Source organism: Nesterenkonia sp. HG001 (genome assembly GCF_034438835.1).
GTDB classification, from domain to species: domain Bacteria; phylum Actinomycetota; class Actinomycetes; order Actinomycetales; family Micrococcaceae; genus Nesterenkonia; species Nesterenkonia xinjiangensis.
Window position 1 is genome coordinate 1 of the sequence record NZ_JAOSZD010000001.1, and the last position, 22,215, is coordinate 22,215.

A 22,215-nucleotide genomic window follows, 5' to 3' on the forward strand; every position below is an offset into this window, starting at 1 on the left:
GGGGTAGCGTCGGACACGTCGAGGTCTTTCGGATGGATGGCGTAGGAACCTCCGTCATCGGGAGACCTCGACGTCTATCTGCGGACCGACGCGCCCGGCCGACCTACACCGTCATCTGGGAAGACCCACGAGAACTTCACTCTGTACTGCTCGGACTACCATGACATCGCGATCAGCGTGAGTGCGATGAACTTCATCCTTCACTGCGTCCAAGCCGATCGCGCAGCTCCCCACTTTCACTTCGATGAGGCTAGCTCGATCGAAGCAGTTGAGAAGGAGATGGGTTCCCGCTTCCTCGACGGCGAAAGTGTCTTTAACGTCGAAGTGTTTGACTACTACTTGCCTGCACGTCCCGAACACCTCGACAAGGCCATCGATAAGCTCGCCGTGCGTTCGGGGGATGACTCCTCTTTCCTCGACGCCTACCTGATAGACGGCGAATCTCGCGATGGGCTCATAAGTCGATTGGCTCCGCGCTGGGACGGTGTTTTCATTCATCTGGTCGAGAAGGCACCACTAGAACTCGAAGTAGTCGTGGCCCTCGTTGATGCGGCTATCACGAGCGCCGCGCAGGACACAGACTACGAAGCGTCTGACCAGGTCGCGGAGTTCGTGTCGGAGCACTACGCCCAGATGCAGGCATTTGTTGGCGAGACGGACGCGGTGAAGGCGACCGACCTGATTGCTCTTCTGCGTCGTCTCGGCGCGCAGATAAGCGATCTCAGTTTGCTCGGAGAGACACAGTGCAAGGCGGCGGTGGCCGCAGGCCTTTACCCGGTCACGCGGATGAACCTGTCGGTCGCTCTCGGCGAAAGCACCGGTCTAGCGCTTGACGCCATGAACGCTGCCGATGACTCGGTCTACAGGCATGTGCTCGCGAACCTGGACGACTACCTTGACATCCTCCAAGACGACGAGGTGACAGTCGAGAGTCCAGACGCATTCGTTGCTGTGCTCGGTGACGTCGCAGATGCAGCCGAGTTTGCCGTGCGCCTCGTCGCGGTACGTGCGGCGGACTCCTGCGAAGTTGCCGACCTTACGGACCTCGACGACGGAGCATGGGGACAAGTGGTGTCGGCAGGTCGGTTCGCGCCGACTGTCTGGAACGTGAGCCAGTTCGTCAGCAAGTTCGGAGTCAACGAAGAACTGATCGAGAACCTCGGCACGGTCAACCTCACCAAGGCCGAGGAAGTGGAAGAAGAGCCCAGGCTGGGGCTTGCATATGCACTGGCCAACTCCGGTGCGTTGGAGTCGACAGCAGCCGTCCGCCTACTCGGGCAGCTCGACCTGGCCGACGGCTTGGACCCCGAACACTTGTCCGATGTCGGCCTCGCCCTCCTTCCAACGCTGCTAGAGAAGGACCTGGTGCCTGATGCCGCCGACACGTACGCCCTCGTGAGTGACCGCCCGTTCGCATTCCGCGAGGAGTACTTCGCAGCGTCCAAGCAACTGGCGTCGTACGTATGCGAGTTGGAGTTGTCGAGCGACGATCTGGCTCAAGTGATGCGGAGTCGACGCCTGACACCAACTGTGAAGCGCGCGATCGCCGACGACGTAGATTTCGTCACTGATCGTCTGTCCCGGCAGAGCGTGATCGCGTTTTGCCAGTGGGCAAGCAAAGGCAACAACGTCTCTGTTGAACTACTAGTCAAGCTTGCCGAGGCTGGTGCGCCGGCCGAGCACGTTCTGGGTCTGCTAGAGCCGCATCTCCCCGACATAGAACTCGGGCTACTAGATCAAATCCTGCTCGGATTGGGCGACGACTATGAGCCTCTGACCAGAACCGGACACCATCGTCCGCGCTTGAAGGACCGCGACGGAACTGAGGAACTGCTCAAAGCGTTGCAGAGTCGCAACAGAGTCAGTTCCTTCGGTCCAGCAAAACTACTCGGCGGAATCCGAGTCAACATGCGGCACTGACAATGACAGCCATTTTGACCGTAGCTTAGATAGACCCGGGTAGCTTGCTTGGCTAAAGACCTCGATGATGCCAGAGGGTTGAGAAGGATATCGGTATGCGCCTTGTTGATTTCACTGACCTGGCGCAGCGATGCCGCGAGAGCGGTTACGGCCTCACAGAGTTCCAACGACAAGACATGGTCGCCGACCTGCGCTGGCCGGCCGATGTCATCGAGCAGTGGATCTACGACCACGCAGGCAATGCTTCCTTCCTCCGAGATTACGAGAACGTCGATCTCGCACAGGTCGGCTGGCAGGTTGAAGCGCTGCCAGTTGACAGGTTCATGACGATGCAAACTGGACCATCGGACCGGAATGTTATTGAGGTCGTCGCGGACGATCCGGATCATTGGATCTCCGTGCGTAACCAAGGCCAGCACCTGGGCGTGGGACTCGCCTGGGAGGTTCACGGCACTTGGAAGCGTTGGCCGATCGTCATAGATCAGGCGCTGCTTCACCCCGCATCGAGCGGCGTTCAACTTGTGGAAGGACGCACTCGCGTCGGCATCCTGCGCGGTCGTCAGCGGCAAGGAAAGCTCGTCGCCAACAGGCATCTGGCTTGGGTCGGTCGCCAACAGGGATGACATCGTCCCTCTCCGAACTTGACTAGAGAGACGGACGGCGGCCACGTTGGCGAATCGTCCCGCCAGAAGTGACGACCGCAGAGCGCACCGTCTCGTCACCGACACCCAACTTGGCAGCGACCTCTTCGAGCGTCATGCCCTTCTCGTACAGCCGCGCAGCTTCTCGACGCCCGCGCTCATCCAGACCACGACGACGCACCGCGACACCTGCCTGTGCAGCGAGCCGATGCACAGTCGTGCGATGTATCCCGAACCGCCGCACCAGCTCGTCGACCGGTACTCCCTTGGCGTACTGCTCCGCCAGCGCAGCCCGATTCGGGACACTCAAACGGGTTTGAGGACGAGGCGAATTCTTCGTGACCGGGCCGCGCACATCCTCGATAGGCTGACGCTCAGGACGCGACACCGAGCGCCGCGTTCCCCTCAGAACCCGGCGAATCAGCGTCGTGAGGGGCTTGCGCGGGTTTGAGAACCACCCAGCGAGGTGCACCAGAATGACGCAGGGATCTTCCCGCGGCGCCTCGTGGAAGCCTCGGCGGCCTAGACTCTGACATCATGCGTCGTCGCGCTCGCCTCCGCCTCGCCCAGCTGCTCACTGACGTGCTGAGCCCCTCCCCGCTCATCGCCGTGCTGCTGGTCCAGGTGGCGGTGCTCACCGACCCCCTGTGGTGGTGGGCATCGCTCATCGCCGTGACGTTCCTCGCGGTCGTCCCGTGGGCGATCATCCTCGTGCTGGTCCGTCGCGGGGCGGCCACTGACCGATACGTCCGCCACCGAAGCCAGCGGCACCTGGTCTATGCCCTCGCCCTGGGTTCCATGCTGCTCGGGACTGCTCTGCTGCTGATCATTCCGACCACCGTCGACGTCCGCCTCGCCGCAGGCCTCGGCGTCGGGACGCTGCTCGCCGTCATGGCCGTCAACACCCGCGTCAAGATCAGCGTGCACGCGATCCTGGCCGCGCTGACCGGGCTCGTCGTGCCCGCCGGACTTCCTGGAGACACCTGGTGGGCGCTCGGGGCAGCCTGTTGGATGCTCGTGTGCTGGTCCCGGCTCGTCCTGCAGCGCCACAGCGCCCTCGAGGTGGCGCTGGGGAGCCTGCTCGGCGTCGGGGTCGGAGTCGCCTTGCTCACCTGGGCTCCGCACTACCCCGGATAGCCGGCCACGGCGGACACGCCGACCCGGGCATGACGGAGCCCCGTGGCCAGATCGCCACGGGGCTCCGTCATGCAGAGAGGGCTGATCCCCTCAGAGCGCGCTGTCCGCGCTGCGCGCGGGCCACGGACCCACCGGCTCGCGGTTCGGCGGGGCGTCACCGCGCCGCAGCGAATCGATGTCCGCCGCGTCCGAGATGTCACCGATGCGGTGCACCTTGACCATGTTCGTGGTGCCGGCCTGGCCTGGAGGCGAACCGGCCGCGATGACGACCAGCTCCTCCGGCTGGGCGATGCCCTCCTCCAGCAGGAGCTTGTCCACCTGTGCGGTCATCTTGTCCGTGTGGGAGGCGAACTCCACCCACCGAGGCTGCACGCCCCAGCTGAGGCACATGATGTTGTGGGTGTGCTCCACGTGGGTGAAGGCGAAGATCGGCTGCTCGCGACGCAGACGGGACAGCCGCCGGGCCGAGTCGCCTGAGCGAGTGAACGTGGCCAGATACTTCACACCCAGCTGCTCCGCCATCTCGGCGGCCGCGCGGGTGACCGCGCCTCCACGGGTACGAGGGGTGGAACCCAGCGGTGGGATCCGACCCAGGCCCTTGCGCTCGGTCGCCTCGATGATGGAGGCCATGGTCTCCACGGTCTTGACGGGGTACTTGCCCACCGAGGTCTCCCCGGAGAGCATGACCGCGTCAGCGCCGTCGAGCACTGCGTTGGCGCAGTCCGAAGCCTCCGCGCGGGTAGGACGGGGGTTGTCGATCATGGACTCCAGCACCTGGGTGGCCACGATGACCGGTTTCGCCCAGCGGCGGGCCAGCTCGATGGCGCGCTTCTGCACCATCGGGACCTCCTCCAGCGGAAGCTCCACACCCAGGTCACCACGGGCGACCATCACCGCGTCGAAGGCGTCCACGATGTCCTGCAGCGCGTCCACCGCTTGCGGCTTCTCGACCTTGGCGATGACCGGCACGCGCCGACCCTCCTCATCCATGATCCGATGGACAGCCTCGATGTCCGTGGCGTCACGCACGAAGGACAGGGCGACCATGTCGAAGCCCATGCGCAGGGCCCATCGCAGGTCCTCCTCGTCCTTCTCGCTCAGCGCCGGCACGGAGACGGCCACACCGGGCAGGTTGATGCCCTTGTTGTTGGAGACCTTGCCGGGGACCTCCACCTCGGTCAGGACGTCGGTGTCGGTCACCTCCAGGGCGCGCAGGGAGACCTTGCCGTCGTCGATCAGCAGGGTGTCGCCGGGCTTCACATCACCGGGCAGACCTTTGAAGGTCGTGGAGCAGCGCTCCTTGGTGCCGTCGATGTCGTCGATGGTGATCGTGAACCGATCGCCCTCGGCGAGCACGTGCTCGCCCTCGATGAAGCGCCCCAGACGGATCTTGGGTCCCTGCAGGTCAGCGAAGATGGCCACCGCCTGGCGCAGATCCTTGGACACCTCCCGGACGGTGCGGTAGGTCTCTTCATGGACGGTGTAGTCGCCGTGGCTCATGTTCACCCGGGCGACGTCCACCCCTGCTTCGACGAGCTGGCGCGTCACTTCATAGCCGGCGGTCGCCGGTCCGAAGGTGGCGACGATCTTCGCGTGTCTCATGCCTCACCCTTTGTCGTATAGGACTGTCAAGTTCTCGATCCTCTGGCACGACGCTGGGCCAGCTGGAGGGCACGCCGGAGATCCGGCGGCCGACACCATGAGCCTATCTCACGGAGGCCCGGACGCTCACCCGCTCAGCGAGATCGCCCGGTCCGAGGGCTTGACCGGGGCCGGCAGGCGCGAGGACCCCTCCAGGTACTCGTCGACCTCCTTGGCGGCCGCGCGCCCCTCGGCGATGGCCCAGACCACCAGCGATGCCCCCCGTCCGGCGTCGCCGACGGCGAAGACGCCGTCCGAGGACGTCATGTAGTCCTCCGAGCGGACCACGTTGCCGCGACGATCGAAGGTCGTGCCGATCTGGTCGGACAGGGAGGCCTGCTCCGCGCCGAGGAAGCCGAGCGCGAGCAGCACCAGATCCGCAGGGATCTCATGCTCGGTGCCTGCCTTCGGCGTGCGCGAACCGTCCGCGTTGTACTCGGTCTCAGCCACGCGCAGCGCACGCACCCGACCGTGCTCATCGCCGAGGAACTCGACCGTGGAGGCCAGGTAGCGACGCTCCCCGCCCTCCTGGTCGGCCGAGGTGACCTCGAAGATCTTCGGATCCATGGGCCAGGGCTCATGAGCCGCGCGGGACTCCGGGGGCTGCGTGCCGATGGCCAGCGTGGTCACCGAGGCCGCGCCATGACGATGCGCGGTACCGATGCAGTCCGCACCGGTGTCACCACCGCCGAGCACGATCACGTGCTTGCCCTCGGCATGGATCTGCTCCGGCACCGAGTCTCCGTGCGTCGCCCTGTTCGACTGCACCAGGTATTCCATGGCGTAGTGCACACCGTCCAGGCCTCGGCCCGGAATCGGCAGGTCTCGCGGCACCATGGCGCCGGTGGCGACCACGACGGCGTCGTAGCTCTCGCGCAGCGAGTCCCAGGTGATGTCCTCACCGATGGCCGTGGAGGTGTAGAAGCGCGTGCCCTCCGCCTCCATCTGCTCGACCCGGAAGTCGACGTGGTGCTTCTCCATCTTGAAGTCCGGGATCCCGTAGCGCAGCAGGCCGCCGAGCCTGTCGTCCCGCTCGTAGACGGCCACGGTGTGTCCGGCACGGGTCAGCTGCTGGGCCGCGGCCAGGCCAGCCGGCCCGGAACCGACGACCGCCACGGTCTTCCCGGTCAGCCGCTGCGGCAGGACAGGCTCCACCCACCCGTTGGCGATGGCCTCGTCGGCGATGAAGACCTCGGACTGCTTGATCGTCACTGCAGGCTGGTTGATGCCCAGCACGCAGGAGGTCTCGCAGGGGGCGGGGCAGATACGACCGGTGAACTCCGGGAAGTTGTTGGTCATGTGCAGCCGGGCGGAGGCCTCCTCCATCTGGTCCCGCCAGATGAGGTCGTTCCACTCCGGGATGAGGTTCCCCAGCGGGCAGCCCGTATGGCAGAAGGGAATGCCGCAGTCCATGCATCGGCTGGCCTGGGTCTGCACCGTGCCCTTCTGCTGTCGCTCGTAGACCTCCTTGAAGTCCATGATGCGTACGGGCACGGGACGTGAGGGCCGGTCCTGGCGCTCACGGTGCTTCATGAATCCGCGCGGATCAGCCACGGGTCACCTCCAGGATCTTCTGCCACGTCTCGTCCCCGTCCGGGTCCAGCCCGTCATCCAGGGCGGAGGAGCGGGCACGCAGCACGGCGTCGTAGTTGCGGGGCAGCACCTTGGTGATGCGCCCGAAGGTGCCGGCAGGGTCTGCCAGCAGGCGCTCGCCCACTGCCGAGCCGGTCTCCTCCACATGGCGGCGGAGCAGGTCCAGGATGATCTGCTGGTCCTCCTCGTCCGGCGGGAGCAGGAGCAGGTCACCGGCGGACCGGGCCTGGTTGTTCATGCGGTCCTCATCAAAGTCCAGCACGAAGGCGGTGCCGCCGGACATGCCGGCACCGAAGTTCCGGCCCGTCGGGCCGAGGATCAGCGCCTGACCACCTGTCATGTACTCGCAGCCGTGGTCTCCGATACCCTCCACGACGGCGGTCGCCCCGGAGTTTCGCACCAGGAACCGCTCCCCCACCTGTCCACGGAGGAACAGCTCGCCGGAGGTCGCTCCGTAGCCGATCACGTTGCCGGAGATGACATTGGTCTCGGCGACCAGCGGCGCCGAGGCGTCCGGGTGGACGACGACGCGTCCTCCGGAGAGCCCCTTGCCGACGTAGTCGTTCGCATCGCCGGAGAGCCGCAGGGTGATCCCATGCGGCAGGAAAGCCCCCAGGGACTGGCCAGCCTCGCCGACCAGGTCCACCTCGATGGTGTCCGGGTCGAGGGTCCGGAGCCCCAGCGCCTTGGTCACCTCATGGCCGAGCATGGTCCCCACCGAACGGTCGGTGTTGATGATCTTGCGCTGCAGCGTGACGTGCTGCCCGTGGCGGATCGCCGGCTGGGCCTGCTCGATCAGCGCCACGTCGAAGTGCTTCTCCAGCTCGTGGTCCTGCCCGCCGGTGCGACGCAGTCCTCCGCGGATCGCCGGGTCCTCCGGGTCATAGCCGCCGAGCACAGAGTCCAGGTTGAGGCCGTCGGTCTTCCAGTGGCGCTTCGCGTCATCGAGGTCCAGGGAGTCGATGTGTCCGATCGCCTCGTCCAGGGTGCGGAAGCCCAGCTCTGCCAGGTACTCGCGCACCTCCTGGGCGACGAACTCGAAGAAGTTCACCACATGATCGGCCTGGCCGGTGTAGCGCTCACGCAGGACCGGGTTCTGCGTGGCGACTCCCACCGGGCAGGTGTCCAGGTGACACACGCGCATCATGATGCAGCCCGAGACCACCAGCGGGGCGGTCGCGAAGCCATACTCCTCCGCACCCAGCAGCGCAGCGATGACGACGTCGCGGCCGGTCTTCAGCTGGCCGTCGACCTGCACGGTGACCCGCTCGCGCAGGCCGTTGAGCATCAGTGTCTGCTGAGCCTCGGCCAATCCGAGCTCCCAGGGGGCGCCGGCATGCTTGAGCGAGTTCAGCGGGGAGGCGCCTGTGCCGCCGTCGTGCCCGGAGATGAGCACGACGTCTGCCTTGGCCTTGGTCACGCCGGCCGCCACCGTTCCCACGCCGTTGAGCGCCACGAGCTTCACATGGACCCGGGCACCCGTGTTCGACCGCTTGAGGTCATAGATCAGCTGGGCGAGGTCCTCGATGGAGTAGATGTCATGGTGAGGAGGCGGGGAGACCAGCGAGACACCCGGTGTGGAGTGACGGGTCTCGGCGACCCAGGGATAGACCTTCTTGCCCATCAGCTGGCCACCCTCACCGGGCTTGGCGCCCTGGGCCATCTTGATCTGCAGGTCGTCGGCATGAGTGAGGTACTGGCTGGTCACGCCGAACCGGCCGGAGGCGATCTGCTTGATCGCGCTGCGGCGCTCCGGATCCACCAGTCGGGCCGGGTGCTCCCCGCCCTCCCCTGTGTTGGAGCGCGCACCCAGGCGGTTCATGGCGATCGCCAGGGTCTCATGGGCCTCCTGGGAGATGGAGCCGTAGCTCATCGCCCCGGTGTTGAAACGCTTGACGATCTCGCTGACCGGCTCGACCTCGGAGACCGGGATCGAACTGCGGTTCCCCTGCAGCTTGATCAGCCCGCGCAGCGTCATCAGGGCCTGGGACTGATCGTCCACCGCCTTGGTGTACTGCTTGAAGACGTCGTAGCGCCGCGTCTTCGTGGAGTGCTGCAGCTTGAAGACGGTCTCCGGGTTGAACAGGTGCGGCGGGCCCTCACGGCGCCACTGGTACTCTCCGCCGACCTCCAGCTCGTCGCCGCGGCCCATGTCATTGCCATCCTGCGGATAGGCCGTGGAATGCCGGGACATGGCCTCCGCGGAGATGACCTTGAGACCCACCCCGCCCATCGGCGAATGGGTGCCGGAGAAGTACTGGTCCACCACGTTCTGCGCCAGACCGACCGCCTCGAAGGTCTGCGCGCCGCAGTAGGAGGCCACGGTGGAGATGCCCATCTTGGACATGATCTTCAGCACGCCCTTGCCCAGAGCGGTCAGCAGATTGTGCACCGCCTGCGACTCGGAGACGCCGGTGATCTCGCCGCGGCGGACCATGTCCTCGGCCGACTCCATGGCCAGGTAGGGGTTGACGGCGGCCGCGCCGTAGCCGATCAGGCAGGCCACATGGTGCACCTCGCGGACGTCGCCGGCCTCCACGATGAGCGAGGCTCGGGTCCGGTTGGCGGACTTCAGCAGATGATGATGGATGGCCGAGAGCAGCAGCAGCGAGGGAAGCGGGGCCCACTGCGCATTGGAGTCACGGTCGGAGACCACGATGTAGCTGACGCCGCGGTTCACCGCCGCCGAGACCTGCTCGCACAGATCACGGATGCGCTGACGGAACTCCTCCTCGGTGCTGCCGACCCGGTAGAGGCCGCGCACCTTCATCGCGATCTTGTGGCCGTCCTCGCTGCGGATGTTGGCGATCTTGGCCAGCTGGTCGTTGTCGATGACGGGGAAGTCCAGGGCGACCTGCTTCGCGCTCACCTTGTCGGTGGTCAGCACGTTGCCGTTGGGGCCGATGTGCAGCCCCAATGAGGTCACCAGCTCCTCGCGGATCGCATCCAGCGGGGGGTTGGTCACCTGGGCGAAATTCTGCACGAAGTAGTCGAAGAGCAGCCGCGGACGGTCTGCGAGCACCGCGATCGGAGTGTCGGTGCCCATCGCGCCGAGCGGCTCCGCCCCGGTGGAGGCCATCGGGCCCACCAGAATCCGCAGCTCCTCGTGGGTGTAGCCGAAGGTCTGCTGACGCAGACGCACCGATTCCTTGGGGTGGCGCACGTGGAGACGCTCCGGGAGGTCCTCCAGCTCGATGAGGTTCTCGTCCACCCATTCCTGCCAGGGCTGGGAGGAGGCGAATCCGGACTTGATCTCCTCGTCCTCGATGATCCGGCCCTCGACCGTGTCGAGCAGGAACATCATGCCCGGGGCCACCCGACCCTTGCGGACGATGCGAGAAGGCTCCAGGTCGACGACGCCGACCTCCGAGGACATCACCACCAGTCCGTCGTCGGTGACCCAGTAGCGGGCCGGACGCAGGCCGTTGCGGTCCAGCACCGCGCCGACCTGCTGACCATCGGTGAACGCGATGGCGGCAGGTCCGTCCCAGGCCTCCATGAGCATGGAGTGGTAGCGGTAGAAGGCGCGCAGATCCGGGTCCATGGACTCGTGGTTCTCCCACGCCTCCGGCACCATCATGCGCATCGACTGGGCCAACGGACGACCGGAGAGCATGAGCAGCTCGGCGGCCTCGTCGAAGGACGTGGAGTCCGAGGCACCCGGCGTGCAGATCGGGAAGAGGTACTCCGGGTCCTCCCCCAGGAGTTCGCCGGCCATCATCGACTGACGGGCGCGCATCCAGTTCCGGTTGCCCTTGACCGTGTTGATCTCGCCATTGTGCGCGATATTGCGCAGCGGCTGGGCGAGCGGCCAGGACGGGAACGTGTTCGTGGAGAAGCGGGAGTGGACGATGCCCAGGGTCGTCTTGAACCGCTCGTCAGAGAGATCCGGGAAGAACGGCTCGAGCTGCGCGGTGGTCAGCATGCCCTTGTAGGTGATCGTCTTCGAGGACAGGGAGGGGAAGTACACACCGAGGCGGTTCTGGCCGCGCTTGCGCAGACGCCACGCGCGCTGGTCCAGGGTGCCCGGAGCGGAGAAGCTGAACTCCTCCGAACCCTCGGGGGCCAGCGCCACGAAGAGCTGCCGGAAATGCGGCATGGACTCCCGGGCCAGGGTTCCGATCATCGAATCGTCGATGGGCACCTCACGCCAGCCCAGCACCGTCAGGCCCTGCTCTGCCGCCAGGTCCTCCAGCGAGAGGCACATCTGCTCACGCTCAGACTCCGACTGCGGAAGGAACGCCGTGCCGGCGGCGTAGCCGCCGACGGCGGGGAGCTCGAAGTCGACCACAGCACGGAAGAACTCGTCCGGGATCTGCGTCAGCAGTCCAGCACCATCACCGGTGCCGACGTCGCTGCCCACCGCACCGCGGTGCTCGAGGTTGCGCAGCGCCACCAGAGCATGGTCGACGATGTCGTGGCCGGGCTCGCCGCGGAGTGTCGCGACGGCGGCCATGCCGCAGTTCTCGTGCTCGTTCTCCGGGCTGTAGAGGCCGTTCTTCTCCGGGTAGGCGGAGAAACGCACGAAGGGGCTCACGACCCCCTCGGCAGGACTCTGCGCGCCATCGGCAGGAGCAGGGCTGTAAGTGCCCAGCGATCCCTGTGTGGACATGACGGTGTTCCTTCCTCCGCATACGGACGTTCCATGGGAGGGGACATCATCGACCCCTGTGTGCTGGAGGGACGCGTTCCGCCGGGGCGGTCGCACCGCCCACCGCTGTTTCTCGCGAACGGGCCGGGCGCCCTCGTCGTGCGTCTCATGCTTATCGGCGCTCAGGCGGAGCAGCGTGGTTCGCGCTCGCGCATGGGCCGTGGCCAGCCTCGGGTGGCCGTCGTCAACGGATGCGAGTCGACGGGCACACCGGTGTTGCCTGAGTCTCAGGCTGATCAGACCAATCTTCCGCGCGCAGGCACCATGGACGCAAATCGCATCTCACGATCTGGAACACGGAGCGCCTGCGACGCGTGGCTCAGCTCTCCTTCGCGGAGCCTTCCGAGGCTTGTCCTCGCGGATCCGAAGAGACAGTCTCAGGATCCGGACGGGAGGAGGCATCCTCGGCGTCGACGTCGTCGGCAGCCTCACCGTCGGCATCGGCAGTGTCGTGGGCGTCAGCTGCGCTGTCTTCATCGCCTGCGCTGTCTTCATCACCGTCGCCTGCGCTGTCTGCGATCTCCGCGCGGGGGCCGTGACCGGGGGTGAACACCTCCTGCTCCTCGGCGAGCTGCTCCGCGGTGCGCGGACGCTTCGACCACAGCACGTAGAGCATCGCGACGGCGACCAGGAAGGTGAGCACGGCGGCCCACATGTTCAGGCGCCAGTTGAGCCCGAGGATGTTGATGAACTGTGTCGACTTGTCCAGCTCGTCGATGCGCAGGCTCTCGATCCAGAAGCGGCCCAGCGTGTAGTAGGCCACGTAGGTCCAGGCCAGCATGCCCTGCTTGAACTGGAACCGCCGATACAGGAACAGCAGCGCCACCACGCCGAGGAGGTTCCAGATGCTCTCGTAGAGGAACGTCGGGTGGAACAGGGTGGATTCGCTCATGTGCGAGACCTGCGGCACCCGGTGCTCCATGTCCACCGTCAGGCCCCAGGGAAGGTCCGTCGGACCGCCATAGAGCTCCTGGTTGAACCAGTTGCCCCAGCGCCCGATGGCCTGGGCCAGCAGCACCCCGGGCACGACCGCGTCGGCGAATCCGCCGAACTTCATGCCGTAACGGCGGCAGGCGAACCAGACACCGACCGCGCCCAGCAGGATCGCACCCCAGATCCCCAGACCGCCCCGCCAGATCTGCGGGATCAGCGAAAGATCGCCCGAGCCGTCGAAGTTCGGGCCGAAGTACGCGTCAGGCGAGGAGAAGACGTGGTAGAGCCGCCCTCCGATGATGCCCAGCAGGACGGCCCACAAGGTCGCGTCCATGACGTTGTCGGCGCTGCCGCCCCGAGACTTCCACAGGCGCGAGGTCAGCAGGATCGCGGCGACGATGCCCGCCACGATGCACAGCGCATAGAAGTTCAGGGTGATGGGTCCGAGGTCGAGACCGCTGGAGGGCGGTGCGGGGAACCCCGCGAGCAGGTCGCCGTCCGTCGCGGCAGCCGCTGCAGTGGAAGTCATTGACGCGTCGTCCTCTCCGTGGTGGATGCCCGGTCGCTCCTGACGTGGAGCCGACCGGGGAGCAGTCTAGGCGCTCAGGCTGTGCAATGTGATCAGGCAGGATGCCCCGGGCGCGGCCGGGACTTCGCTCAGGCCGGACGGCCGGAGAGCTCGCCGGCCAGGCGGCCGACCTCCTCCGGCCCTCCGTCGCGCAGGGCGGCGACCAGCGCCGTGCCGACGATCACACCGTCGGCGTAGCGGCCGATCTCCTCGACATGCGCCCGCGTGGAGACGCCGAGCCCCACGCAGACCCGTTCAGCACCTGCGTCATGGGCGGCACGCACGACCCGCTCCGCAGCGTGGGAGACCTCCGAACGGGCGCCGGTCACACCCATCAGGGAGACCGCGTAGACGAACCCGCGGGAGGCCTGGACGATCTCCGCAACCCGCTCAGGGGACGAGGTCGGCGCGGAGAGGAACACCCGGTCCAGACCATGGGCCTCGGTCGCCGCGATCCAGTCCTCCGCCTCGTCCGGGATGAGGTCCGGGGTGATCGCCCCGGCTCCCCCGGCCTCAGCAAGACGGCGGGCGAACTCCTCAGCCCCCATGCGGTCGATGAGGTTGTAGTAGGTCATGACCAGCACGGCCGCCTCCGTGGCGTCAGTGACGGCCTGGACGATCTCGAAGACCTCGTCGATGCGGAACCCGCGCGCCAGGACCTCCGTGGTGGCCTGTTGGATGACCGGGCCGTCCATGACCGGGTCCGAGTACGGGATGCCGATCTCGATGACGTCGGCGCCGTTGCGGACCAGCTCGAGCGCCGCAGCGATGGAGGACTCCTTGTCCGGATAGCCGGCGGGCAGGTACCCCACGAACGCGGCTCGGCCCTCGGCCCGGGCGGCCTCGATCCTGGCCGCGGTCTTGGAAGAGGGCGCAGTGCTCGACGATGCTGCCGCGCCGGAGATCTTCTCTGCGCTCATGCCTGAACTCCCGTCTCCGGCGCGCGGCCGGCATCCTGGTCCGTCTGTCCGGCCTCAGCCGCATCGGCCTGACCGGGGAGCAGCCGGAACCACTCCGCAGCGGTGGCCACGTCCTTGTCCCCACGACCGGAGAGGTTCACGATGATGATCCGCTCGGCGGCGGCCTCCGGATCCGCCTCGGTCCAGCTCGCCGAGAGCCGGGCGGCGCCCGCCAGGGCGTGGGCCGACTCGATGGCCGGGATGATGCCCTCGGTGCGGCACAGCGTCTCGAAGGCGACCATGCACTCCGCGTCGGTGACCGGCTCGTAGACGGCACGACCGACGTCGGCCAGATGCGCATGCTCCGGACCCACCGAGGGGTAGTCCAGACCGGCGGAGATCGAGTGCGAGTCGACGGTCTGCCCGTCCTCGTCCTGCATCAGGTAGGAGCGCGCTCCGTGCAGCACCCCGGACCGTCCCAGGGTGATCGCCGCCGCGTGCCGACCGGTGTCCACGCCGTCCCCGCCGGCCTCGAAACCGTGGAGGTCCACGTCGGCGTCGTCGAGGAAGCCGTGGAAGATGCCCATCGCGTTGGAGCCCCCGCCCACGCAGGCGCAGACCGCGTCCGGGAGCCGGCCGGTCTGTTCGAGGATCTGCTCGCGGGCCTCCTCCCCGATCACCTGATGGAACCAGCGCACCATGGCGGGGAACGGGTGGGGACCGGCGACGGTGCCGAGCAGATAGTGGGTGGTCTCCACCGTGGCGACCCAGTCACGCAGCGCCTCGTTGATCGCGTCCTTCAGAGTCTGGGCTCCGTGCTCCACGGGGACGACCTCTGCCCCGAGCAGCCTCATCCGTGCCACGTTCAGCGCCTGGCGACGAGTGTCCTCTGCGCCCATGTAGACCACGCACTCCATGCCCATCAGAGCCGCGGCGGTGGCGGTGGCCACCCCGTGCTGACCGGCGCCCGTCTCCGCGATGAGCCGCGTCTTGCCCATCCTCCGGGCCAGCAGCGCCTGCCCGAGGACGTTGTTGATCTTGTGCGAACCGGTGTGGTTGAGGTCCTCACGCTTCAGGAAGATCCGAGCTGCCCCCTGTTCTGCGGCGAAGCGCGGCACCTCCGCCAGCAGCGAGGGCCGGCCCGTGTAGTCCTGGCAGAGCCGGTGGAACTCCGCCAGGAACTCTTCGTCCTCACGGGCCTCGAGGAAGGTCGTCTCGACCTCGTCGAGGGCCGCGACCAGGGATTCGGGCATCCATCGCCCGCCATAGGGCCCGAAGTACGGACCCGCGGCGTCGCGGAAGCTCCCGGAGGCGGACTCTGCAGTCATGAGGTTCTCCTGTTCAGGTGGTGAAGCGTGCCGCACGCCCGGGCCCGCCGAGGCGCGGGGTTCAGGAGCGGCTGGCGGCGCGAAAGCGGCCCAGTGCGGCGGCGGGGTCCCCGTCGCGGACCAGAGCCTCCCCCACGAGCACCGCATCGGCACCCTGGGCGGCGTAGTCGGCAACCACCCCGGGTCCGTCCACGCCGGACTCGGCGATGCGGACCACGCCCTCGGGCAGATGGCGCGCCATGGTGCCGTAGTGGGCGATGTCGACGTCGAGGGTCTTCAGATTGCGTACGTTGACTCCGACGATGCGCGCGCCCACATCGACGGCGCGAGCGATCTCCTCCTCGGTGTGCGCCTCGACCAGCGCCTCCATCCCGAGCTCGTGGGTGAGGGCGAGGAAATCGCGGAGGCGGGCGTCGTCGAGCGCGGCGACGATGAGCAGCACGAGGTCGGCGCCGTGGGCCCGCGCCTCGTGGAACTGGTACTCCTCGACCATGAAGTCCTTGCGCAGGATCGGCAGGTCGACGGCCGCGCGGACCGCGTCGAGGTCCGCCAGGGAACCGGCGAAGCGACGCTGCTCGGTCAGCACACTGACGACGGCGGCGCCACCGACCTGATAAGCACGGGCCAGCTCGGCCGGATCCGGGATGTCGGCCAGTGCGCCCTTCGACGGCGAGGATCGCTTGACCTCGGCGATGATGCGCACACCGTGAGCGTCCGAGCGGCCTCCCTGCAGGGCAGCGAGACCATCCCGAGCAGCGGGGGCATCGGCGGCGCGGGCGACGAGATCGGTCAGCGGGACCGCGGCCCGGCGGACGGCGAGATCCTCACGCACGCCGGCGATGATGCCGTCGAGGACGGTACCTGTGGCCGCGGCGGAGGAGGGGGTCTCGGTGCTCACCGGCGGCTCAGCTGGTGGAGGCGTCAGGGACGCGCTGGCTCGTGCCGGAGGTGTTGTCAGGCATGGCGGGCCCCTGGTGGTCACGCGGGTCCTCGCCGCGTTCCAGCACGGACCAGCTGTCCATCTCCACACCGTAGCCGGCCTTCTTCAGGCCCCAGCCGAGGATCAGCGCGAGAGGGACGCAGGCCGCACCGATGTAGGCCAGCACCCAGACCTCGATCACGAAGCCGATGCCCGCCACGATGGAGCCCACGATCAGGGTGAGGCTGAGCGCCCAGGCGGCAGGGGTCGATCCATGACCGATGTGGTCGTGGTGGATGTGGGCGTCGCCGGGCTGTTCACCGGCGGCCGGCTGCTGCTCGACGTCGCGCACGGTCCGCTGCTGCGTGGTGGTCATCAGAGTCCTCTCTCGATCACGTCTGCTCGCCCTCCATTCTGCCATGCCCGCCCGCCGGACTCCGACCAGATGTCCTCCTGCGCACCAGGGGACTCCCGGCACTCTGCTCCTGCTGGACAGCGCCCCGGATGCGGAGCAGGGTGGTGTCCATGCCGACACTCATCACCGCCGAAGAGCTTCACGCGCTGCTGTGCTCCCCCGTTCCTCCGACCGTGCTGGACGTCCGTTGGCGGCTGGACAGGCCGGACGGACGGCAGGACCACCGTGCGGGCCACATCCCCGGCGCGGTGTTCGTGGACCTGGACCACGAGCTCAGCGCCCACGGACGGCCCGCCGCCCAGGGACGGCACCCGCTGCCCGACCGGGCCACGCTGCAGCAGGCGGCGAGACGCTGGGGGCTGCGGTCCGGCACCACCGTGGTGGTCCATGACGATCTCCAGAACCTGGCCGCGGCGCGGGCCTGGTGGCTCCTCCGGCGTGCCGGAGTGCAGGACGTGCGGGTGCTCGACGGGGCCCTCGAGGCGTGGCGACGGGCCGGCCTGCCGCTGGAGACCGGGGAGGTCGCCCCCGAGCCCAGCACCATCGTGCTCGAGGACCCGCTCCGGGAGCCGGACGGGGTGCCGGCCGCCGCCTCTGTGGATCGTGAGACCGTCCGCCGGCTGTCCGCAGATCTGCAGACCGGGCGCCCGGCGGCGGGTGTGCTCCTGGATGTGCGTGCCCCGGAGCGGTTCACCGGCGAGCATGAACCGGTCGACCCTCGGGCCGGACACATTCCGGGTGCGGTCAACCTGCCCACCGCGGGCAATGTCGACGACGCCGGCCGCTTCCTGCCCGCCGAGGAGCTGCGCACCCGGCTGCACTCGGGCGGGGCCGAGGAGCACCGGCCTGTGATCAGCTACTGCGGATCCGGGGTCAACGCGGCGCACGCCACCCTGGCGGCCCATCTGGCAGGCTTCGAGGCGGTGTTGTATCCGGGCAGCTTCAGCCAGTGGGCCCAGGACCCTGAGCTGGAGGTGGAGGTGGGGAGCTGAGCACCCGCGAGGACGACCGGGGAATCCCGGGGCAGGAGATCCTCAGCGACGGCCGGAGGTGGGGTCCTCCCCCGCGGTGAGTCCGTCCCAGAGGTCGAACTCGTCGGGGTCGTCCTCATCCTCCTCGCTGCCCGCAGGTGCGCGGGACTTCTCATACCGCTTCGAGCTCCGGTCCGGCCAGCGCCGTGAGAAGACCAGCAGCGCGAGCGCGGCGAGCACCAGCAGGACCGCTCCGGCCAGTCCGACCCACACCGCCGGTCCGAGGGCATAGTCCTGGGCCTGCTCAGTCGTCCCCGTGACCTCTCCCAGCGCTCCCAAGGACGCCTCGCCCGGTGCGGCGATCACCTGCAGCAGCGTCACGGTGACCACCGCGCCGGCCCCTAGCTGGAGCAGGCCGATCACGAACCGCGCCATGCGCCTGGCGATCGTCACCGCGACCGCGGAAGCCAGGCCCACCAGCGCCATCGCGGTCACCGTGTCGGCGATGTCGGAGCCGGGGATCTCCACCCGATCCATCGCCGAGACGTCGCCCAGCCCGGAGGCGATCACCCAGGGCTGCGTGGCCGATGCGAGCAGCAGCACTCCGGCGACCAGCCCGGCCAGCACCACGGTGCGTCGGCTCATCGCACGTCCTCCAACCGATCCGCGGCCAGCACCGCACGCAGCGGGGCCGCCGCCTTGTTCACAGTCTCCAGACGCTCCGCGTCGTCGTCGCTGTCCGCGACGATCCCTCCGCCGGCCTGCACGTAAGCACGGCCGCCCTTCAGCAGCGCGCTGCGGATCGCGATGGCCGCGTCCATGCGGCCGGAGAAATCGAAGTAGCCGACGACTCCCCCGTACACACCCCGACCGGTCGGCTCCCAGGCATCGAGCAGCTGCAAAGCACGAGGCTTCGGCGCCCCGGACAGGGTGCCCGCGGGGAAGGTGGCCGCGAGCACGTCATAAGAGGAGGATCCCGGCGCGAGCTCGCCCTGGACGTGCGTGGTCAGATGCATCACGTGGCTGAAGTGCTCCACCGCCATGAACCGAGTGACCTGCACCGAGCCCGGCACACAGACCTTGGCAAGATCGTTGCGCGCCAGATCCACCAACATGATGTGCTCGGCCCGCTCCTTCTCGTCGGCGAGCAGGTCCTCAGCCAGCCGCTCGTCCTCCGCCGGGGTCTCCCCGCGCGGGCGGGTGCCGGCGATCGGGTGGGTGACCACCGTGCCGTCCTCCACGGTGACCAGCGCCTCCGGAGAGGCGCCCACCACCTGGTACGGCTCGCCCTCGGGCGTCTCGAAGTGCAGCAGGTACATATAGGGGCTCGGATTCAGCAGACGCAGCATCCGATACACCGCCAACGCGTCCACCTGGGTGGCCACCTCGAAGCGGCGCGAGACCACGATCTGGAAGACCTCGCCGTCGACGATCGCCTGCTTGGCCTTCCCCAGCGTCGCCAGGTACTCGTCCTGGTCCCAGGCAAGCTCGACCCGATCCTCCAGATCGCCCTCCACGGCCTCCTGCCAGTCCGGCTCGCCCACGGAGACTCCCGGCTGCACCGGCTCGGCGAGCGAGGCACGCATCTGCTCCAGCCGAGCCACAGTGTCGGCGTAGGCCTGCTCCACCCCGGTGTCCCGCCCGTCGCGGTTGAAGGCGTTGGCCACCAGGGTGACGGTGCCGTCTCGGTTGTCATGGACGACCAGGTCGCTGACCAGGTTCATCGCCATCTCCGGGACGTGGAGATCGTCCACCGGAGGGTGCGGAAGCCGCTCCCAGTGCCGGACGACGTCCCAGCCGGCGTATCCGACCAGTCCGGAGGTCAGGTGCGGCAGCTGCCCGCTGCGCGCCCTGCCGTTGTCCCCGCCGAGGAACTCGAGGCTCTCACGCAGCACCTCGGCGGTGGTGCCCTCCTGGGGCGTTCCGGCAGGCGGCTCCCCCAGCCAGACGGCAAGACCCGCCCGCTCCGAGAGCGTGGCCTGTGAGCGCACTCCGATGAAGGAATGGCGGGACCATGCGGCCCCCGGGGCGGCAGACTCCATCAGGAAGCTGCCGGGCCTGCCGTCGGCCAGCGCGCGGTAGATGCTCAAGGGGGTGTGCCCGTCGGCGAGCAGCCGCATCGTCACCGGGATGACACGGTGGTCCTGGGCCAGCTCGGCGAACTCCTCCGCGCTGGGAGAGACGGTGCCGAATCGACGATCAGGTCTTGTCATCATGTCCTCCCTCCCGGACGACCTCGCGCCCGGTGAAACAGGTCCGGGCGCCGGTGTGGCAGGCCGGACCGGTCTGGTCCACAGTCAGCAGCACAGTGTCCCCGTCACAGTCCAACGACACCTGACGGACCTGCTGCACATGCCCGGAGGTCTCCCCCTTGCGCCAGAGCTCTCCCCGCGATCGGGACCAGTACGTCGCCCGGCCCGAGGACAGCGTGGACGCCAGCGCCTCCGCGTTCATCCAGGCCAGCATGAGCACCTCGCCGCTGGCGGCGTCCTGGGCGATGGCCGGCAGCAGCCCGGCGTCGTTGAAGGTGACCTTCTCGCGGATCTCGGCGGGAAGCGGTGTCTGGGTCATGGCGAGGTCCTCGGCGGATGGGCGGTGGGCGGGCGGACGAGCCAGCTCAGCGGACGGGGTGCCCGGCGGCGCGGATGGCTTCCTTGACCTGGGCGATCATGTCGACCGGGCCGAAGTGGAACATCGAGGCGGCCAGCACCGCGTCGGCGCCGGCGTCGATGGCGGCCGGGAAATGCTCCGGGCGGCCGGCTCCCCCCGAGGCGATGAGCGGGACGGTGGTCACCTGACGGACCGCGCGGATCATCTCCACGTCGAAGCCGGTCTGGGTGCCGTCAGCGTCGATGGAGTTCAGCAGGATCTCTCCCACTCCGCGCTCCGCTGCCTCGCGGCACCAGGAGATCGCATCGATCCCGGTCCCCCGGCGTCCGCCGTGGGTGGTCACCTCGAAGCCGGAAGCGACGCCGGGATCCTCGGTACGCCGGGCGTCCAGGGACAGGACCAGCACCTGGGAGCCGAAGCGGCCGGTGATCTCATCGATGACCTCCGGACGGGTCACCGCAGCGGTGTTGATCGAGGCTTTGTCCGCCCCGCAGCGCAGCAGCGCGGCGACGTCCTCCTGGGTGCGGACTCCGCCGCCGACGGTCAGCGGGATGAAGACCTCCTCCGCGGTCTGGGTGACCACGTCATAGGTGGTCTCCCGGTCCGCGGAGGAGGCCGTGACGTCCAGGAAGGTCAGCTCGTCCGCTCCGGCGTCGTTGTACCGGTGCGCGAGCTCCACCGGATCTCCGGCGTCGCGCAGGTTCTCGAAGTTCACGCCCTTGACCACCCGGCCGGCGTCGACGTCGAGGCAGGGGATCACTCTCACGGCCAGTGACATCTCGTGGAGCCTCTCCGCTCAGACCCGGCAGGCGTGGATGGAGGTGACCAAGATCGCTCGGGCGCCGAGCTCGTAGAGCTCGTCCATGAGCTGGTTGGTCCGCTTGGCGAGCACCATGGAGCGCACGGCGACCCAGTTCTCGTCGGCCAGCGGCGAGATGGTGGGCGACTCTAGCCCCGGCGTGATGGCGCTGGCCGCCTCGAGGTGCTCGCGGCGGATGTCATAGTCCATCATCACGTACTGGCGGGCCACCAGGACGCCCTGCAGACGCCGGCTCACCCGGTCGATGCCTGCGGGACGCTCCCCGTGGCGAGAGATCATGATCGCCTCGGAGCGCATGATCGGCTCTCCGAAGGTCTCCATGCCGGCGGCCTTGAGGGTGTTGCCAGTCTCCACGACGTCGGCGATCGCGTCGGCCACCCCGAGGCGCACGGCGGTCTCCACCGCGCCGTCGAGGTGCACGACCTCGACGTCGGGGAGGTCCTGTTCCTCCAGCCAGCGGCTCAGCAGACCGTCATAGCTGGTGGCGATGCGCTTGCCCGCCAGATCCTCGGCAGAACGGAATCTGCCGGCCGGGCCGGCCAGCCGGAAGGTGGACCCGCCGAATCCCAGCCCCATGATCTCCTCGGCGCCATGGTCGACCCGGGCGTCCTGGAAGAGGTCGCGGCCTGTCATCCCGACGTCGAGGGTCCCGGAGCCGACGTAGACGGCGATGTCGCGGGGACGCAGGTAGAAGAACTCGACGTCGTTCTCCTCATCGATCATGACCAGCTCGCGCTTGTCACGGCGCTGGACGTATCCGGCCTCGGAGAGCATGGCCATGGCAGCCTCGGAGAGGGCGCCCTTGTTCGGTACAGCTACACGCAGCATGGAGGTGTCGTTCCCTGTTCGGATGTCGTTCGAGTATGGTTCGCGGGCTGTCGGCCCAGGGGCCGGCTGCTCACAGATGTCGGTAGACATCCTCCAGGCTGAGACCCTTGGCGAGCATCATCACCTGGAGGTGGTAGAGCAGCTGGGAGATCTCCTCCGCGGCGGCTTCGTCGGACTCGTGCTCGGAGGCCATCCACACCTCTGCGGCCTCCTCGACGATCTTCTTGCCGATGCTGTGGACGCCGGCGTCGAGCGCGGCCACCGTGCCGGACCCCTCCGGGCGGCTGGCCGCCTTCTCGGCGAGTTCGGCGTAGAGCTGGTCGAAGTTCTTCACCGTCCCA

At 67.9% G+C, this 22,215-nt stretch carries 18 protein-coding genes; 4 read left to right on the top strand and 14 right to left on the bottom strand.

What is annotated here, in order from left to right; translation table 11 throughout:
- Positions 1-186: 186 nt before the first annotated feature.
- The 3 genes from ODE13_RS00005 to ODE13_RS00015 all read left to right on the top strand — a co-directional run bounded on the left by ODE13_RS00005 (position 187) and on the right by ODE13_RS00015 (position 3,698).
- Positions 187-1,920: a hypothetical protein gene (locus ODE13_RS00005; protein WP_322477440.1), complete on the top strand. Its 1,734-nt coding sequence runs from the start codon at positions 187-189 to the stop codon at positions 1,918-1,920.
- Between the two features lie 95 nt (positions 1,921-2,015).
- Complete coding sequence (locus ODE13_RS00010; RefSeq protein ID WP_322477441.1) at positions 2,016-2,543, top strand: hypothetical protein; 528 nt, start codon at positions 2,016-2,018, stop codon at positions 2,541-2,543.
- A 555-nt stretch (positions 2,544-3,098) separates the two neighbouring features.
- Positions 3,099-3,698: a hypothetical protein gene (locus ODE13_RS00015; protein WP_322477442.1), complete on the top strand. Its 600-nt coding sequence runs from the start codon at positions 3,099-3,101 to the stop codon at positions 3,696-3,698.
- A gap of 90 nt (positions 3,699-3,788) precedes the next feature.
- Here ODE13_RS00015 and pyk read toward each other — a convergent pair whose 3' ends face one another.
- From pyk to ODE13_RS00055, 8 genes are all read right to left on the bottom strand, one after another.
- Positions 3,789-5,300 (bottom strand): pyruvate kinase, encoded by a 1,512-nt coding sequence (gene pyk, locus ODE13_RS00020; protein ID WP_179542527.1) that lies wholly within the window; start codon positions 5,298-5,300, stop codon positions 3,789-3,791.
- A gap of 126 nt (positions 5,301-5,426) precedes the next feature.
- Positions 5,427-6,893 carry a glutamate synthase small subunit gene (locus ODE13_RS00025; RefSeq protein ID WP_179542526.1) on the bottom strand — a complete coding sequence of 489 codons (1,467 nt, stop codon included), beginning with the start codon at positions 6,891-6,893 and terminating at the stop codon, positions 5,427-5,429.
- Positions 6,886-11,544, bottom strand: a complete 4,659-nt coding sequence (gene gltB, locus ODE13_RS00030; protein ID WP_322477443.1) for a glutamate synthase large subunit — start codon at positions 11,542-11,544, stop codon at positions 6,886-6,888. Before gltB ends, ODE13_RS00025 begins: the two co-directional genes overlap by 8 nt.
- A gap of 358 nt (positions 11,545-11,902) precedes the next feature.
- Positions 11,903-13,045 carry a prolipoprotein diacylglyceryl transferase gene (lgt, locus tag ODE13_RS00035; protein WP_322477444.1) on the bottom strand — a complete coding sequence of 381 codons (1,143 nt, stop codon included), beginning with the start codon at positions 13,043-13,045 and terminating at the stop codon, positions 11,903-11,905.
- 128 nt (positions 13,046-13,173) lie between these two features.
- Complete coding sequence (gene trpA / locus ODE13_RS00040) at positions 13,174-14,004, bottom strand: tryptophan synthase subunit alpha (protein ID WP_322477445.1); 831 nt, start codon at positions 14,002-14,004, stop codon at positions 13,174-13,176.
- Positions 14,001-15,311, bottom strand: a complete 1,311-nt coding sequence (gene trpB, locus ODE13_RS00045) for a tryptophan synthase subunit beta (protein WP_322477446.1) — start codon at positions 15,309-15,311, stop codon at positions 14,001-14,003. Before trpB ends, trpA begins: the two co-directional genes overlap by 4 nt.
- 61 nt (positions 15,312-15,372) lie before the next feature.
- Entirely contained in the window at positions 15,373-16,209 is an 837-nt protein-coding gene (gene trpC / locus ODE13_RS00050; protein WP_322477447.1) for an indole-3-glycerol phosphate synthase TrpC, read from the bottom strand.
- A 7-nt stretch (positions 16,210-16,216) separates the two neighbouring features.
- Positions 16,217-16,606 carry an HGxxPAAW family protein gene (locus ODE13_RS00055; RefSeq protein WP_179542520.1) on the bottom strand — a complete coding sequence of 130 codons (390 nt, stop codon included), beginning with the start codon at positions 16,604-16,606 and terminating at the stop codon, positions 16,217-16,219.
- Between the two features lie 149 nt (positions 16,607-16,755).
- Between ODE13_RS00055 and ODE13_RS00060 the strand changes: the two genes are divergently transcribed.
- Positions 16,756-17,637 carry a sulfurtransferase gene (locus ODE13_RS00060; protein WP_322477448.1) on the top strand — a complete coding sequence of 294 codons (882 nt, stop codon included), beginning with the start codon at positions 16,756-16,758 and terminating at the stop codon, positions 17,635-17,637.
- 42 nt (positions 17,638-17,679) lie between these two features.
- Here the strand turns inward: ODE13_RS00060 and ODE13_RS00065 are convergent, their stop codons facing one another.
- The 6 genes from ODE13_RS00065 to ODE13_RS00090 all read right to left on the bottom strand — a co-directional run bounded on the left by ODE13_RS00065 (position 17,680) and on the right by ODE13_RS00090 (position 22,208).
- Positions 17,680-18,261, bottom strand: a complete 582-nt coding sequence (locus tag ODE13_RS00065; protein WP_322477449.1) for a Trp biosynthesis-associated membrane protein — start codon at positions 18,259-18,261, stop codon at positions 17,680-17,682.
- Complete coding sequence (locus ODE13_RS00070) at positions 18,258-19,829, bottom strand: anthranilate synthase component I (protein ID WP_322477871.1); 1,572 nt, start codon at positions 19,827-19,829, stop codon at positions 18,258-18,260. The genes ODE13_RS00065 and ODE13_RS00070 overlap by 4 nt, the downstream gene beginning before the upstream one ends.
- Positions 19,816-20,187 (bottom strand): phosphoribosyl-AMP cyclohydrolase, encoded by a 372-nt coding sequence (gene hisI / locus ODE13_RS00075; protein WP_322477450.1) that lies wholly within the window; start codon positions 20,185-20,187, stop codon positions 19,816-19,818. The genes ODE13_RS00070 and hisI overlap by 14 nt, the downstream gene beginning before the upstream one ends.
- A gap of 46 nt (positions 20,188-20,233) precedes the next feature.
- Entirely contained in the window at positions 20,234-21,004 is a 771-nt protein-coding gene (gene hisF, locus ODE13_RS00080; RefSeq protein ID WP_322477451.1) for an imidazole glycerol phosphate synthase subunit HisF, read from the bottom strand.
- Between the two features lie 18 nt (positions 21,005-21,022).
- Complete coding sequence (gene hisG, locus ODE13_RS00085; protein ID WP_322477452.1) at positions 21,023-21,874, bottom strand: ATP phosphoribosyltransferase; 852 nt, start codon at positions 21,872-21,874, stop codon at positions 21,023-21,025.
- A gap of 70 nt (positions 21,875-21,944) precedes the next feature.
- Positions 21,945-22,208 carry a phosphoribosyl-ATP diphosphatase gene (locus tag ODE13_RS00090; RefSeq protein ID WP_322477453.1) on the bottom strand — a complete coding sequence of 88 codons (264 nt, stop codon included), beginning with the start codon at positions 22,206-22,208 and terminating at the stop codon, positions 21,945-21,947.
- Positions 22,209-22,215: the final 7 nt, after the last annotated feature.

What these genes read in the sequence shown, in the direction of transcription:
- ODE13_RS00065 (WP_322477449.1), bottom strand. Translation starts at nt 18,261, where the DNA reads ATGAGCCGACGCACCGTGGTGCTGGCCGGGCTGGTCGCCGGAGTGCTG.
- pyk (WP_179542527.1), bottom strand. Translation starts at nt 5,300, where the DNA reads ATGAGACACGCGAAGATCGTCGCCACCTTCGGACCGGCGACCGCCGGC.
- hisG (WP_322477452.1), bottom strand. Translation starts at nt 21,874, where the DNA reads ATGCTGCGTGTAGCTGTACCGAACAAGGGCGCCCTCTCCGAGGCTGCC.
- ODE13_RS00015 (WP_322477442.1), top strand. Translation starts at nt 3,099, where the DNA reads ATGCGTCGTCGCGCTCGCCTCCGCCTCGCCCAGCTGCTCACTGACGTG.
- trpA (WP_322477445.1), bottom strand. Translation starts at nt 14,004, where the DNA reads ATGAGCGCAGAGAAGATCTCCGGCGCGGCAGCATCGTCGAGCACTGCG.
- hisF (WP_322477451.1), bottom strand. Translation starts at nt 21,004, where the DNA reads ATGTCACTGGCCGTGAGAGTGATCCCCTGCCTCGACGTCGACGCCGGC.
- ODE13_RS00070 (WP_322477871.1), bottom strand. Translation starts at nt 19,829, where the DNA reads ATGACAAGACCTGATCGTCGATTCGGCACCGTCTCTCCCAGCGCGGAG.
- hisI (WP_322477450.1), bottom strand. Translation starts at nt 20,187, where the DNA reads ATGACCCAGACACCGCTTCCCGCCGAGATCCGCGAGAAGGTCACCTTC.
- ODE13_RS00005 (WP_322477440.1), top strand. Translation starts at nt 187, where the DNA reads ATGAACTTCATCCTTCACTGCGTCCAAGCCGATCGCGCAGCTCCCCAC.
- lgt (WP_322477444.1), bottom strand. Translation starts at nt 13,045, where the DNA reads ATGACTTCCACTGCAGCGGCTGCCGCGACGGACGGCGACCTGCTCGCG.
- ODE13_RS00010 (WP_322477441.1), top strand. Translation starts at nt 2,016, where the DNA reads ATGCGCCTTGTTGATTTCACTGACCTGGCGCAGCGATGCCGCGAGAGC.
- gltB (WP_322477443.1), bottom strand. Translation starts at nt 11,544, where the DNA reads ATGTCCACACAGGGATCGCTGGGCACTTACAGCCCTGCTCCTGCCGAT.
- trpB (WP_322477446.1), bottom strand. Translation starts at nt 15,311, where the DNA reads ATGACTGCAGAGTCCGCCTCCGGGAGCTTCCGCGACGCCGCGGGTCCG.
- ODE13_RS00060 (WP_322477448.1), top strand. Translation starts at nt 16,756, where the DNA reads ATGCCGACACTCATCACCGCCGAAGAGCTTCACGCGCTGCTGTGCTCC.
- ODE13_RS00055 (WP_179542520.1), bottom strand. Translation starts at nt 16,606, where the DNA reads ATGACCACCACGCAGCAGCGGACCGTGCGCGACGTCGAGCAGCAGCCG.